This is a genomic window from Aestuariivivens insulae (assembly GCF_022662195.1).
Taxonomy (GTDB): domain Bacteria; phylum Bacteroidota; class Bacteroidia; order Flavobacteriales; family Flavobacteriaceae; genus Aestuariivivens; species Aestuariivivens insulae.
Genome location: NZ_JAKMCS010000006.1, coordinates 168,746 through 183,057, shown reverse-complemented (window position 1 = coordinate 183,057; position 14,312 = coordinate 168,746). Strand labels below are relative to the sequence as shown.

At 37.2% G+C, this 14,312-nt stretch carries 13 protein-coding genes; 3 read left to right on the top strand and 10 right to left on the bottom strand.

All coding sequences use genetic code 11. The annotated features are described in order from the left end of the window. Positions 1 to 103 precede the first annotated feature (103 nt). Both MR062_RS09540 and MR062_RS09535 read left to right on the top strand, forming a co-directional pair. Positions 104 to 781 carry a ComF family protein gene (locus MR062_RS09540; RefSeq protein WP_242203929.1) on the top strand — a complete coding sequence of 226 codons (678 nt, stop codon included), beginning with the start codon at positions 104 to 106 and terminating at the stop codon, positions 779 to 781. A 59-nt stretch (positions 782 to 840) separates the two neighbouring features. Further along, the gene (locus tag MR062_RS09535) at positions 841 to 2,445 is read left to right on the top strand and encodes an Ig-like domain-containing protein (RefSeq protein WP_242203928.1); all 1,605 of its coding nucleotides are present in this window, start codon (positions 841 to 843) and stop codon (positions 2,443 to 2,445) included. Here the strand turns inward: MR062_RS09535 and MR062_RS09530 are convergent. The 10 genes from MR062_RS09530 to MR062_RS09485 form a co-directional block, all read right to left on the bottom strand. Beyond that, complete coding sequence (locus MR062_RS09530) at positions 2,438 to 3,217, bottom strand: amidohydrolase (protein ID WP_242203927.1); 780 nt, start codon at positions 3,215 to 3,217, stop codon at positions 2,438 to 2,440. The two genes, MR062_RS09535 and MR062_RS09530, sit on opposite strands and share 8 nt — an antisense overlap. A 2-nt stretch (positions 3,218 to 3,219) precedes the next feature. Continuing rightward, entirely contained in the window at positions 3,220 to 4,362 is a 1,143-nt protein-coding gene (locus tag MR062_RS09525) for a methionine aminotransferase (RefSeq protein WP_242203926.1), read from the bottom strand. Between the two features lie 149 nt (positions 4,363 to 4,511). Continuing rightward, positions 4,512 to 5,735, bottom strand: a complete 1,224-nt coding sequence (gene lhgO, locus MR062_RS09520) for an L-2-hydroxyglutarate oxidase (protein ID WP_242203925.1) — start codon at positions 5,733 to 5,735, stop codon at positions 4,512 to 4,514. Between the two features lie 11 nt (positions 5,736 to 5,746). After that, positions 5,747 to 7,519 carry a MutS-related protein gene (locus MR062_RS09515; protein ID WP_242203924.1) on the bottom strand — a complete coding sequence of 591 codons (1,773 nt, stop codon included), beginning with the start codon at positions 7,517 to 7,519 and terminating at the stop codon, positions 5,747 to 5,749. Between the two features lie 156 nt (positions 7,520 to 7,675). Next, positions 7,676 to 8,131, bottom strand: a complete 456-nt coding sequence (locus MR062_RS09510) for a DUF3368 domain-containing protein (protein ID WP_242203923.1) — start codon at positions 8,129 to 8,131, stop codon at positions 7,676 to 7,678. Further along, positions 8,124 to 8,351, bottom strand: a complete 228-nt coding sequence (locus MR062_RS09505; protein ID WP_242203922.1) for a UPF0175 family protein — start codon at positions 8,349 to 8,351, stop codon at positions 8,124 to 8,126. Before MR062_RS09505 ends, MR062_RS09510 begins: the two co-directional genes overlap by 8 nt. Before the next feature lie 90 nt (positions 8,352 to 8,441). After that, the gene (locus tag MR062_RS09500; protein WP_242203921.1) at positions 8,442 to 9,137 is read right to left on the bottom strand and encodes a zinc metallopeptidase; all 696 of its coding nucleotides are present in this window, start codon (positions 9,135 to 9,137) and stop codon (positions 8,442 to 8,444) included. A gap of 76 nt (positions 9,138 to 9,213) precedes the next feature. Next, entirely contained in the window at positions 9,214 to 9,468 is a 255-nt protein-coding gene (locus MR062_RS09495; protein WP_242203920.1) for a SemiSWEET family sugar transporter, read from the bottom strand. A 9-nt stretch (positions 9,469 to 9,477) separates the two neighbouring features. After that, complete coding sequence (locus MR062_RS09490) at positions 9,478 to 9,783, bottom strand: DUF6370 family protein (protein ID WP_242203919.1); 306 nt, start codon at positions 9,781 to 9,783, stop codon at positions 9,478 to 9,480. Positions 9,784 to 9,905: 122 nt separating this feature from the next. Next, entirely contained in the window at positions 9,906 to 12,947 is a 3,042-nt protein-coding gene (locus tag MR062_RS09485; RefSeq protein WP_242203918.1) for a leucine--tRNA ligase, read from the bottom strand. Positions 12,948 to 13,197: 250 nt separating this feature from the next. On the opposite strand from MR062_RS09485, the gene MR062_RS09480 reads away from it, so the two are divergent. Next, a complete protein-coding gene (locus MR062_RS09480; RefSeq protein ID WP_242203917.1) occupies positions 13,198 to 14,103 on the top strand; it encodes a DMT family transporter in 906 nt (301 codons plus the stop codon). The last annotated feature ends 209 nt before the right edge of the window (positions 14,104 to 14,312 follow it).

Here is a 14,312-nt window from a genome sequence, read left to right as displayed (position 1 = left end):
AACTAAGAGCCTTCTCAAACAAAATTTGCAACAAATTCACTAATAAATATTTATATTCGTATGTTTCTGATTAATTTATACTAATTGCCCCTTGCTTTTAAACATGTTTAAACCCTTAGTGAATTTATTTTTTCCTAAAATTTGTTATGCTTGTCTTAATGTATTGGAAGACAATCAAAATACCATATGCACCTCTTGCAGACATAATTTACCGGTCACCAATTTTCATTTTAACAATAATGATACAGTCGTCAAAGCACTTTATGGAAGAGCTCAAATAGAACAAGGCACAGCACTTTTTAGGTTTGAGAAAAAAGGAGCTGTACAGCAGCTTATTCATGGTCTAAAATACAAAGGGTATGAAAATATAGGTTTCGCTTTAGGCAATTGGCTTGGCGGCGAACTTAAAACCTTGGAGCATTATAATACAATTGATATTGTTATTCCCGTACCCTTACATAAAAAGAAATTAAAACAGAGGGGCTACAACCAAGTGGCTAAGTTTGGCCAGCAAATTGCGAAACAACTGCATGCCAATTATAAAGACGATGTCCTTTTAAAAGTAACCAATACCAAATCTCAGGTTACCCAAAAACGATTTGCCCGTTGGCAGGATAACAGTACGCTTTTTACCGTTAACAACCTAGCTTCAATAAATAACAAACACATATTATTGGTAGATGATATAATAACAACTGGCGCAACAATGGAAGCCTGTATAAAGGTTTTAAACCAAGCCGAAAATATTAAAATAAGTATTGCCTGTATGGCAATAGCATAAAATTGATATACGTTATATTTATAAAATTCATGTACTTTTGCTAAAATTTAAAACACCCCATGCATAAAGCACTTTCTAACATTGTTTTATTAATTTTTATAAGCCTTATTTTTATTAATTGTGCCAATAAAGGCACTCCTGGCGGTGGCCCCAAAGATGAAACGCCTCCTGTAATTATTAAGTCTGAACCTGAGAATTTTTCGATCAACTTTAACAGCGACGAAATTGTTATCTATTTTGATGAGTATATTAAGCTTAAGGATATTCAGAAGCAATTGATCATCTCGCCCCCAATGAAAACCCAACCCGAAATAAAACCTTTGGGAGGTGCCAGTAAATATATTTCCATTAAAATTTATGACACCCTTCAACCTAATACCACCTACGCCTTTAATTTTGGAAATAGTATACAGGACAACAACGAGGGCAATCCGTTTTCCTATTACCGCTATGTCTTTTCAACCGGCAGTTATATTGATTCCTTAACCGTTAAAGGTTCCATTAGCGACGCCATAGATAAAGAAACGGAAACCTTTGTAAATGTAGGGCTCTATGAAGTCGATTCAACGTTCCACGATTCCATTATCTATAAAGAGGTTCCAAAATATATTACTAATACCTTAGATAGTGTAACCACCTTTACTATTGAAAATATTAAGGAAGGAAAATATTTATTAGTCGCTTTAAAAGATAATAACGACGACAATAAATTTCAACAAAAAACTGATAAAATAGGTTTTTATAAAAGCTTTATAAACGTTCCCACAGATTCGGTTTACAACCTCAAGCTATTTAAAGAAGAACTGGACTTTCGTGCCAGCAAACCGCGGTTGCTATCTGGAGAAAAAATAGTTTTTGGCTTTGAAGGCGATTACAAGGGTATGGGTATTGAACTGCTATCTGAAGTACCCAACGATTTTGATTACCGCATTACAAAAGACCAGAAAACCGATTCGCTTTACTATTGGTATAAACCGAGGCTGGAAGTAGATTCTCTTATCTTTAAGGTTTCTCATTTAGATTTTGAAAAAGACTATACAGTTAGAATTAGTGAACAAAAACGGGATACTTTAACCGTTTCGTCCTATCCATCAGGAACCATTACTTATGATGAACCTTTTAAAATTTATGGTTCTACACCTTTTACAACCTTTGACGAAACCAAAATTAGCATACTCGACAAAGACTCTATAAATGTTGCGTTCACAGCTAAGCTTGATACTTTAAACAACGCTTATGAGTTAAACTTTGAAAAGGTTGAAGACAATAAATACCGTATTCAAGTACTACCTGAAACCTTTACAGGCTTTTTTGGTAAAACCAACGACTCATTAAACTATACGGTTAGCACCAAAAAAGTTTCCGACTTTGGTAATTTGCGCATTATAATGGCAAATGCAAAATATCCTGCCATAGTTCAATTAACTGATAGTAAAGGAGACGTGAAAGCAGAACAGTACACTACAGAAGCCAAACCTTTAGACTTTTTAAATTTAAACCCAGGCAAGTATTTAATTAGGGTCATTCATGATGCCAATGGCAATAAAAAGTATGACACGGGTAATTACCTTGAAAAGTTACAGCCCGAACGTGTGAGTCATTTTGAAATGTCTGATGATATGCGCTCAAATTTTGATATCATAGAAACACTAACATTTAATTAATAGCAAAATCATCCCTATCGTCTAAAAACTTTAACTTATTTCTGTAAAAGCTAATATGCCGTTTCTCTAAAACAGCTATTTCAATATGTTCCCTGTTTGGCTTTATAGGTGTAATGGCATTTCCAAGCACATCATATACTGCTGTATTACCACAATATTCATTCTGCGCCTCATCAATACCTATACGGTTTACACCTATGCAATAACACATATTTTCTATAGCTCTAGCCTTTAACAAGGTATCCCAAGCTAAAATTCTAGGTTTAGGCCAATTGGCCACATAAAGCAACACCTCGTAATCTTCAACATTTCTAGCCCAAACAGGAAAACGTAAATCGTAACAGATTAACGGACAAATTTTCCAGCCTTTGTAGTCTATAATAAGCTTTTTAGTCCCTGCAGTAAAAACTTTATCTTCATGGGCCAAGGTAAAGGTATGCCGCTTATCGTAGCACTTGACATCACCAGAGGGTTCCACAAAAAGCAAACGGTTATAAAACTTGTTTCCTTCTACAACAACCATACTGCCCACTATGGCCGCTTGGGCTTTCTGTGCTTTTTTCTGCATCCAAGCTACCGTTTCCCCATCCATGGTTTCGGCTACTTTTGAAGCATTCATAGTAAATCCCGTGGTAAACATTTCTGGAAGTACAATAACATCTACTTCCTGGGTTATTTCCTTAATTCTTTCTGAAAAATGCTTTCTGTTTTTCTTTGGATTCTCCCAAACCAAACTGGATTGAATACAGGCTACTTTTAATTCGTCTTGCATGGTTAAATGGTATTTAAAATATCTGCTGCCCGCTTTAAGGTATCGTCCTTTTTAGCAAAGCAAAACCTGAGTACTTTATGGTCTATATTATTGGTGTTAAATACAGACAGAGGAATAGAGGCTATACCTGATTCTACCGTTAAACGCTTGGCAAAATCGACATCATATTCATCGGTAATTGCTGAATAATCCAGTACCTGAAAATAGGTTCCTTTTGATGGCTTAAACTTAAACCGGGAATCCTTAATCAAATTCAGGAACAAATCCCTTTTCTGTTGATAGAATGCTGATAGCTCTAAATAATGCTTAGGCTCTTGCATATAATCGGCAATGCCCTTTTGGGTAGGATGGTGCACGCAAAACACATTAAACTGGTGCACTTGCATAAACAAATCCATAAGCTCCTTTGGCGCACAACAATAGCCAATGCGCCACCCTGTATTGTGAAAGGTTTTACAGAAGGATGCCACAACAAAACTCCGCTTTTTTAAATCGGGAAATAAACAGGCACTTTGATGTTGTTCGCCATCATAAATCATATGCTCATACACCTCGTCACTCAATACAATAATATCGGTATTTTTGGTCAAGTCCTGCAGTTGCAACATATCTGCTTTCGAAAATACCGTCCCCAATGGATTGTGTGGTGTGTTAACAATAATCATTTTGGTACGCGAGCTTATCTTTTGCCTTACCAAATCCCAATCAACCCCAAAAAAAGGCGCTTCTAATTGTATCGCTATTGGAGTACCTCCATTTAGTTTTACTGCAGGTTCATAACTATCGTAAGCCGGTTTGAAAATAATGACCTCATCTCCTTCTCTTATAAACGTATTGATTACAGTAAAGATGGCTTGCGTGGCTCCTGCCGTAACGGTAATTTCATTGTCTGGATGATAACTTGTATTATATAGTAATTCTATTTTTTTGGCAATGGCTTGACGAAGCTCTAAATTCCCATACATAGGTGCATACTGGTTATACCCCGAGTTCATGGCTTTACAGACTAAATCGGTAAGCGTTTTATCGCTCTCAAAATCGGGAAACCCTTGGGACAGGTTAATTGCATTATGTGTCTTTGCCAATCCACTCATTATAGAAAAAATGGTGGTTTTTACATCTGGAAGTTTAGAGGTGTGTTGCATTAAATAAAATCTACCCCCTAATTTAACAAGTAATTCTTGTATATAGGTTCTTCTTATTAGAATTTTATTGGATTTTATAAACAGGATGTTAGCCAAGTTTTTATACTCCTGGACTAAGTGTTTTCCCTGTATTATTCAACAAAAAAATATTAATCCAAATTAAAATAAGTTCTTGCCATATCGCATATCGTATCTCCAATGGCCAGACATGCAGTGGCAGCTGGCGATGGCGCATTGAGCACATGCAAGCTTCTATTATGATGTACAATTTTAAAATCGTCCTGCATAGTACCATCTTCCTTTAACAACATCGCTCTAACTCCAGCCCTAGCTGGCTCTATATCCTGCATAGCTAATGAAGGTATCAAGCGTTGTAACGTTCTTAAAAATCGCTTTTTAGAAAATGCTCTTAGGTATTCGTTAATGGCAAAATCAGTATGTTTAAATAGCAGATTCCATGTTCCAGAATACGACAAAGCATTTAGGGTATCCTTTATATTGAAATCTGTTTTACCATAGCCTTCTCGCTTAAACGTTAATACGGCATTGGGCCCACACTCTACATCGCCATTAATCATTCTGGTAAAATGCACGCCTAAAAACGGAAAGGCAGGATTGGGCACTGGATAGATTAATTTTTTAACTTTTGTTTTGGCAGCTTCGGATAAGTTATAATAATCGCCCCTAAAGCCCACTATCCGTTCTTTTAGATTAATATAATCTTGTTTTGCCAATCGATCTGAATGCAAGCCTCCACAAAAAATAATGTACTTTACGGTATATTTATTTTTTGAAGTCACCACCAAAGCCCCTTCAGCCATATGCTCGCAAGCTTCAACTTTTTCTCCTAATATTATTTTACTTTTAGGCTGCATTGCCATTATTAATTCGGCCAGCTTATTCGTTGTCCCTACAAAATCAATAATTCCGGTGCAAGGCACCCAAATACCTCCAATACTTTCCACATAAGGCTCAATCTCCCGTAATTGACTGGCATTTATTTTTTCAATGCCCTCGGTATTATTGGCTTTGCCGTTTTCAAAAATACGATCTAAATACGGTAATTCGGCTTCATTAACAGCAGCAACCACTTTTCCACAAACTTCATGCTTTATCTTGTATTTTTTGGCAAAGTCGACTAACTGTTTTCTACCATCAACACAGTTTTTAGCTTTAGCCGAACCCGGTTTATAATACAGTCCGGAATGGATAACACCAGAATTATGTCCCGTTTGATGTGCCGCCAAACGCGCTTCCTTTTCAATAAGAACAATTTTTAAATGTGGGTGTTTTAATTGGATTTTATACGCCGAAGCAACGCCAACTATACCGCCTCCCACAACAGCAATATCGTATTGATCTTTTGAATTCAAAGCATGGTATTTTAAACGATGTTCATCTTTTTAAGCAAAAAGGAAGCATTCATATTTTGGCAGATCCCTTGTTTCAGTTTATAGTCAAAATGAAGTTCGTCATTAATAATTTCAGCATCAAAATAATAATTTTTCACATCTTCCAACTCCTCTTCAATCTCACACAAACTTAAATCGTGTGTCGCTATAATACCCGTTGCGTTAGAGGCTACCAATTTTTCAACAAACTTACGCGAGCCTATCGCTTTATCGGTGCTGTTGGTTCCTTTTAAAATTTCATCCAGTACAATAAAGTAAGGTTCCTTTGCAATGGCATCTACAATATATTTCAATCGGGTTAATTCTGAAAAGAAATACGAACTGTCATCCGTTAGGGAATCTGTAGTTCGCATACTGGTAATTAATTTCACTGGTGAATATGCGCTTGATTTTGCACAAACGGGCAACCCTGCATTGGCCATAACAATATGCAAGGAAACGGTACGCAAAAAAGTACTCTTACCTGCCATATTGGCTCCAGTTACAATAAAGAATTGCTCATTTTCAATATTTAAGTTACTATCAACCCGTTTGGTTTTGTTCAATAATGGATGTCCTAAATCTGTGGCTTTTATAACTATGCCATCATATTTAATGTTTGGAAAAACAAACTCTGGATGATTATAAACATAATTCCCCAAGGTATTATAGGCGTCGAAAAACGACACCACTTCAAACCAATCTTCAACCTTATGGGCATATTGCTTTATCCACTGTTCAATGGCATAGCTGTTTTTTAAATCGATTAGAAAGTAGCCGTTACCAAAAATAGCTCCAATAAGATTGTTCCTATTATCCAAAGCATCCAAGGCTTTCGATAATTTTTTGAATATATGTGATGCCTGTTCCTTTACTAATTGTATTTGCTGTTGCTTTTCTTTTAATAATCCCGAGGTAAAGGTTTCCTTTTCTATTAAATCCAACAACAAAGCATATTGCCTGAACGTATCCCTTATCTTATCGGCATTAGCAGACAATACATTTATTTTTTTTAAATAACGACCAACAAAGCCCAATCCAACAAACAACCAATACCCCACAAAAAGGGCATTGGGCATAAGGTTTAAAGCTGTAAGCACTATAATGATTACTGAAAGTATTCCAAACACAACAGGCAACCATGCCATGGTTTTGGATAAAAACGGTTGGTAGCTTTTAAGCCAATTTATAATGCTTGTTGCCCGTGTTTCAACTTCGACCAAATGTGATGTTGCAGAATAGTACTGTCGCCATTTAGGTTTTTCACTTAACTCTTTAATAGCTTCCTGCCGCTGCTCAATACCTTCAATGTGGTTCGCCTTTAAGGCATTGGCCAATTGCTCGGTACCCTCGGCGATAGTTGTTCGATTGATAAACTGAAAAAAAGAACCACGACCAAACAAATCGATATCCAAACTATAAAAATGACTGGGATCTTGAAACTGCAAGCCTTTATCACGATCGTAAAAATCGCCCGAAGCTATTTTTAGTTCTTCTTCATTAATGTTAACCAAAGCTTTATTAAAACGGTGTGACCGTTTCACATCGGTATACTTTGAAAGCAACACCATAAAAACCAAAGCGCCAATCACACCTATAAAGAGTGACACTTGCCACTGCTGAAAGGTAAAATAGATACCAAAAACCGTTATTAAAAATACGGTAAGCCTGTATAAACTATAGCGCGTCATTGTCTTGTACAATCGCTGTGCTTCAGCTTGGTATAATGTCGAATGTTCTTTATAATAGTCTTGCGGGTTGTTCATTTCTTATAGTATTGTTGGGTAAAGAAACAAAAAAGCCCTGAAAAATTTCAGAGCTTTATATATCTATTTTATTTAGTTTCTAATCGCGTGACATTAGAATACTAAGTACGTACCACAATATATGAGAAATTTCGACTTTAAAGGTTATCTATCAACCTATTCATCGTTTAATTTTAAAATTTCAGCTATAACGTTATCAGCTATTCGAAAATTTGTCAACAATAATTTATCGACCAATGGCTTTACCTTTTCAATAATCGACATTTGTTTTGCTTTATGAATAACTCCAAGAGTGCCGGTAATTTTAAATTTCAATTGAATCGCCAGCTTTCTTGCTTTTAAATCATCAAGTAAAAGTAAAACATCGTCATACTCAACTGCCAATGCTATCGCACTTGCTTCTCCAGAATCGACTAGTGTCTCTAAAAAATCTTGATATTTTTTATCTGAAACAGATTTAAGCTTAATCCATTTTGGTAATTCTTCTCCAAATTCTTCTGCAACCTTAGGAGTAGTAACCAATTCTCCATAAACTTTATGCAAAAGATCAAACTCATCAATCTTATGAAAAATTATCAAAGTACTCGCATCTGAAATAACAACCTTAGGCATTTGCTATATCGGAATGTAAATCAGAAATCGATGAGCTAAAAATTGAAACCCCATATTTCCCTAGTATTTCAATAAATGCCCTTTTTGACAATCCAGCAACCTCTGCAGCCTGTCCGGCAGACAGCTTAGCATCCTCATATAACTTAGCAGCAATTATCATTGAAAAATCATGATCTTTCAAATCAACATTATCAGGTATATTTAAATGGATTGTCCTCATAATCATCTGTTTTATCAAAAATACTAAATCATATTATCAATCAACAATTTAAGTACATGTTTTTTGTTTACCCCTAACTTGTCAAAACAACTAGTCTCTACCTCCAAAGACTTGAAGTGCCCAGTACAGTAAATTGGCCAAAGCACCAATAGCAGCTACTAAATAGGTTCTAGCCGCCCATTTTAAGGCATCTTGAGAACCTTCATATTCTTGTTGCGACACCATGTTCTTGTTCTTTAACCATGCTAAGGCACGGTTACTGGCATCGTATTCTACAGGTAAGGTGATAAAACTAAACAAAGTCGCAAACCCCATAAGAACCACACCTAAAGCAGCTACCCACCAGCCTAAGCCCATTCCTGCAGCTCCACCGAGTACCAAACCTCCAATAATTAACCACTGCGACATTCCAGACGACACACTTACCACAGGTACTAAAGCAGAACGCATCTGCAACCACTGGTAGGCTTGGGCATGTTGTACGGCATGACCACATTCGTGTGCTGCAACAGCTGCTGCCGCCGCATTACGCTGGTTATATACGGCTTCACTTAAATTAACAGTCTTATTTTTAGGGTTGTAATGGTCTGTTAACTGGCCTGGTGTAGAAATCACCTCCACATCATAAATACCATGATCTGCCAACATCTTTTCGGCAATCTCACGACCGCTCATACCATTACGCAATTGTACCTTAGAGTACTTTTCGAATTTACGTTTTAAGGTGTTACTTACAGCCCAACTTACTAAGGCTATAGCCCCAATTAATATATAATATCCTATCATGATTTAATTTTTTTGTAAATATACCTTTTGAACAGCAAAAAATAAGCCAAATAAAAGTTAAGAAATTTTGTCAGTCCTAATTATTTTTACCGTATTTAATTTTAAAATAGACCAGCAAAAACGAAGAGACTATAGTTATGGTATTGGCAAAAATCATGGACGGACTTTGTTTTAAAAACCCATAAACCAACCAACCCACTATACCAACAAAAAACATAAGTAACATGGGCAAGGACAAACTGGACACATCCTTGGTTTTCCAGGTTTTATATACTTGCGGCAGAAAGGCAGCCGTGGTTAATACGGCGGCAACAAAACCAATGATTTCCATTATGATAAATTATTCTTCCAATAACTTCACCGAACTCACCTTAAACCGATGGTCAACTAATTCACCTTTAACTTCGGCTTTTCTAATCACTTCGCAAAATCCCGTTCCCTCATCATGGGCATCCCCAAAATCGTCGATATGAGCACCATCTACAAAGTATGATTTTCCATCTATTCTAACCGCTAAATCACAACCATCTTGAGAGGTCATCCCAAACTGGCATTGCCCATATGACAGTTCTACGGTTTGCTTTTTTTCTTGGTTAGCGCATGAGGCCATTACAATTAACGCTACTATTAAAATCCATTTTTTCATGATTTCTTTTTTTTTATGAATGTCATTGCGAATCCAGACTGCAAACGTCTGGATAAAGCAATCTCACGAATTAAACTTTCAATTATACAGATTACTTCGGTCGTTCCTTCCTCGTAATGACATTAACCTACTATATTCACAATCTTCCCAGGAACCACAATCACCTTTTTAGGGGTACGCCCTTGTAACTGTTCTTGGGTCTTTTCGTTTGCCAACACTGCTTTTTCAATATCGTCTTTACCCATATCTAACGGCAATTCCATAGTAAAACGCATTTTTCCGTTAAATGAAATGGGGTAATTCTTGCTGCTTTCTACCAAATGCTTTTCATCAAACTGGGGAAATGGCGCCATTGCAATAGACTCTTGATGTCCTAACTGACTCCATAATTCCTCGGCAATGTGAGGTGCATAGGGTGAAATTAAAATTAAAAGGGGTTCTAAAATCTCTTTAGAAATACACTTTTGAGCGGTTAGCTCATTTACGGCAATCATAAAAGTGGATACCGACGTATTGAACGAAAAATTCTCGATATCTTCCTGAACCTTTTTAATGGTTTTATGCAAAGTTTTTAAACTATCCTTTGACGGCTCTTCATCGTTTACTTTAAGACCATTATCGTCGTTATACAGCTTCCATAACTTCTTAAGGAAGGAGTGTACACCTGTGATTCCCGCTGTGTTCCAAGGTTTGTATTGCTCTAATGGCCCTAAGAACATTTCATACAAACGTAAACTGTCGGCACCATATTGCTCGCAGATATTATCCGGATTGACGACGTTGTATTTGGATTTGGACATTTTTTCGACTTCGCGACTTACTTTAAATGTTCCATCTTCTTCACAGATAAACTCTGCATCCTTAAACTCTGGTTGCCAGTTTTTAAAAGCTTCAATATCCAATTCATCTGAAGCGTTTACAAAAGACACATCGGCATGAATTCCTTTTCGCAAACATATTTTATAATTCTTATCTAAATTATCGAAAACCTTTTCATTAGTGATTTTTGGATTTTCTTCTTTTAGATTTAGAAGCAATTCTTTCAAAAATGCTTGATTTGAAACTCTCCCTTCTGATAAATAAATATTTGAACTAACATTATATGCTCCTTTCATTACTCCTTTATCATCTTCAAAATAAACACCATCTAATCTTCTTACAAACGCACTCGTCCCCAAAATCATCCCTTGATTAATCAGTTTTTTGGCGAACTCGTCGTAAGGCACCAAACCTTTATCGAACATAAATTTTTGCCAGAATCTAGAATACAACAAATGCCCAGTGGCATGCTCGCTACCGCCTATGTACAAGTCCACCTGCTGCCAATAGTTAATGGCCTCTTGCGAGAAGATTTCATCCTCATTATGCGGATCCATATAACGATTAAAATATTGCGAGCTTCCCGCCCATCCTGGCATAGTGTTTAACTCTAATGGGTAGATGCCATTATCTGTGGTCGCTGAGGTACTCGAAGCGACTTGATTCTCACCGGTGACTTCGGGAGCCTCAGTCACCAAGTCGTTGGATACTACTTTATTGTTTTTGGTATCCCAAGCCCAAACCGTGGCATTGCCCAGTGGTGGTTCGCCCGTTTCGGTAGGGAGATACTTTTCAACTTCGGGCAAGGTAATAGGTAAATATTGTGCATCTATCATTTGCGGCATGCCATTGACATAATATACCGGAAATGGTTCGCCCCAATAACGCTGACGACTAAACACCGCATCGCGTAACCTGTAATTGGTCTTCCCTTCACCTAGACCCAACTTTTCCAGTTCCTCAATTATCTTTTTGGTAGCCTTTTTATAGTTTAGGCCATTAAGAAAATCGCTATTGGCAATTACGGTATTGTCCTTATCTGCAAAGGCTTCTTCAGAAATATCAACACCTTCAAAAATATTAGGAATGGGAATATTAAAATGCTTCGCAAAATCGTAATCGCGTTGGTCACCACATGGTACAGACATCACTGCTCCGGTACCGTAACCTGCCAACACATAATCACCTATCCAAATTGGAATGGGTTCCTTGGTAAATGGATGCTCGGCATAAGCCCCTGTAAACGCTCCTGTAATGGTTTTTACATCGGCCATCCTATCGCGTTCGCTACGTTTTGCTGTGGCTTCGACATAAGCGTCGACCTCGGCTTTTTGCTCAGGTGTGGTTATTAGTGATACCAATTCGTGTTCTGGTGCAAGGGTCATAAAACTCACACCGAAAATGGTATCAGGGCGTGTAGTAAAAACAGATATTTCATGAGATTCCTCGCCGCTTCGCTCTGTCGGAATGACAGGAAAAATAACCGAAGCTCCAACCGACTTACCTATCCAATTGCGCTGACTTTCCTTAAGCGAATCGGTCCAGTCTATGGTTTCCAGGCCTTGAAGTAAACGTTCGGCATAAGCCGAAATACGCATACTCCACTGGGTCATTTTCTTTCGGATAACGGGATGTCCACCACGTTCCGATACGCCATTAACAATTTCGTCATTGGCCAAAACCGTTCCCAAAGCCGGACACCAGTTTACTTCGGTTTCAGCTAAATAGGTTAATCTATATTGTAATAAAATCTCTTGTTGCTTTTCCGAAGAAAAACTGTTCCAATCTTCCGCAGTAAAAATTTCAATAGCATCATCGCTAGCAGCGTTGACATTGGCATTGCCTTCCGCTTCAAATATTTTTACTAATTCTGAAATGTCTTCAGCTTTATTGGCATCATTATTATACCACGAATTGAACAATTGGATAAAAATCCACTGCGTCCATTTATAATATTTAGGATCCGACGTACGTACCTCACGAGACCAATCGAACGAAAACCCGATTTGGTCTAACTGACGACGGTAGGTTTTTATATTCTCTTCGGTTGTAATTGCAGGATGCTGCCCCGTTTGAATGGCATACTGTTCGGCTGGCAAACCAAAACTATCATACCCCTGTGGGTGCAACACATTAAAGCCTTGATGACGTTTGTAACGCGCATAAATATCGGAGGCAATATACCCTAACGGATGTCCAACATGTAGCCCGGCACCACTTGGGTAAGGGAACATATCCAACACATAGTATTTGGGTTTATCGCTATGGTTTTCGGCTTTAAAAGTTTGGTTTTTGGCCCAATAATCTTGCCACTTTCTTTCGATTGTATTGAAATCGTATCTCATCTTTACTCTAAAATCTTAAAAATATTAACGTCATTGCGAACAAAGTGAAGCAATCTGCTAATTAAAAAGATTACCACGTCGTTTCACTCCTCGGAATGACGATTTTTAAAGTTGCAAATTTACAGTTTATTAACCAACTGAAAAACCTTTACTTATAATAAATCCTGAGGCTCTTCCCATTAAAATTCATTTTTGTGGAATAATAAATTTACTTTTGTCAAACTTTTTAAAAACATCATAAAACCTAGCCTTGAACAGCAATATTTTAAAAGCACATCTAGCCTTACTTGGCGCCAACCTTATCTATGGTATTAACTATATTGTAGCCAAAGGTATTATGCCCCATAAAATAGGCCCTTCGGCTTTTGTTTTCATCCGATTGATCTGTGCCACAATACTGTTTTGGCTATTGAAACAAGCCTTTGCCAAGGAAAAAATTAGCAAAACCGATTGGCCTCGACTAATCCTTTGTGGGTTGCTTGGTGCTGCTGCCAACCAACTATTGTTTTTTCATGGTATTAACTTAACCTCACCTGTTGATGCTTCCATAATCATGACCATTGTTCCTGTTTTGGTATTGGTATTCAGTTTCTTTTTGTTAAAAGAACGCTTTACCAAAAACAAACTTTTAGGCATTGGCATAGGTTCTATTGGAGCTGTTCTATTAATTGTTTATGGGAATAATGCAGGAGGTACGAGTTCTTTTTTGGGAAATCTATGCATTTTTTTAAATGCCTGTAGCTATGGCGCCTATCTGGTTATTGTAAAGCCCCTTATGAAAAAGTACAGTGCCATAACCATAATTAGTTGGGTGTTTTTATTCGGTTTTATATTTATGCTTCCCTTTGGCCTACCCGACTTTTTAAATACCAATTTTAGTGCCTTTACCCTTAGCACCTACTTAACCATTGGCTATGTGGTTGTATTCACCACCTTTTTCGCCTACTTGTTTAATGTATATGCCCTAAATTTTGTATCGCCGTCGGTAAATAGCAGTTATATTTATCTACAGCCAGCCATCAATTTTATACTTGTAAGCATTTATGCTTTTGTTTTAAACCATAGCCAGTACCAACAGGACATAGACCTTATTAAGATAGCAAGTTGCCTTTTGGTGGTTTTTGGTGTGTATTTAATTAGCAAGAAACCAAAATAAAAACATATTCCATACTAAAAATAGACGTGCGTCGCATATTAGTTTTGCAAATGTTTTTTGGGCAAATGGCAAAGCCACCGTTGCCCCTCCCAGCCTCCCCGAAGGGGAGGGGTTTCTTGGTTTTAATCGAGAAGAATTCTTCGAGGCTTTGCCTTGTGGATAGTTGGTTTCGAAAAATTCTTTAATACGTTTGAGTAAGAGTTCCTCCA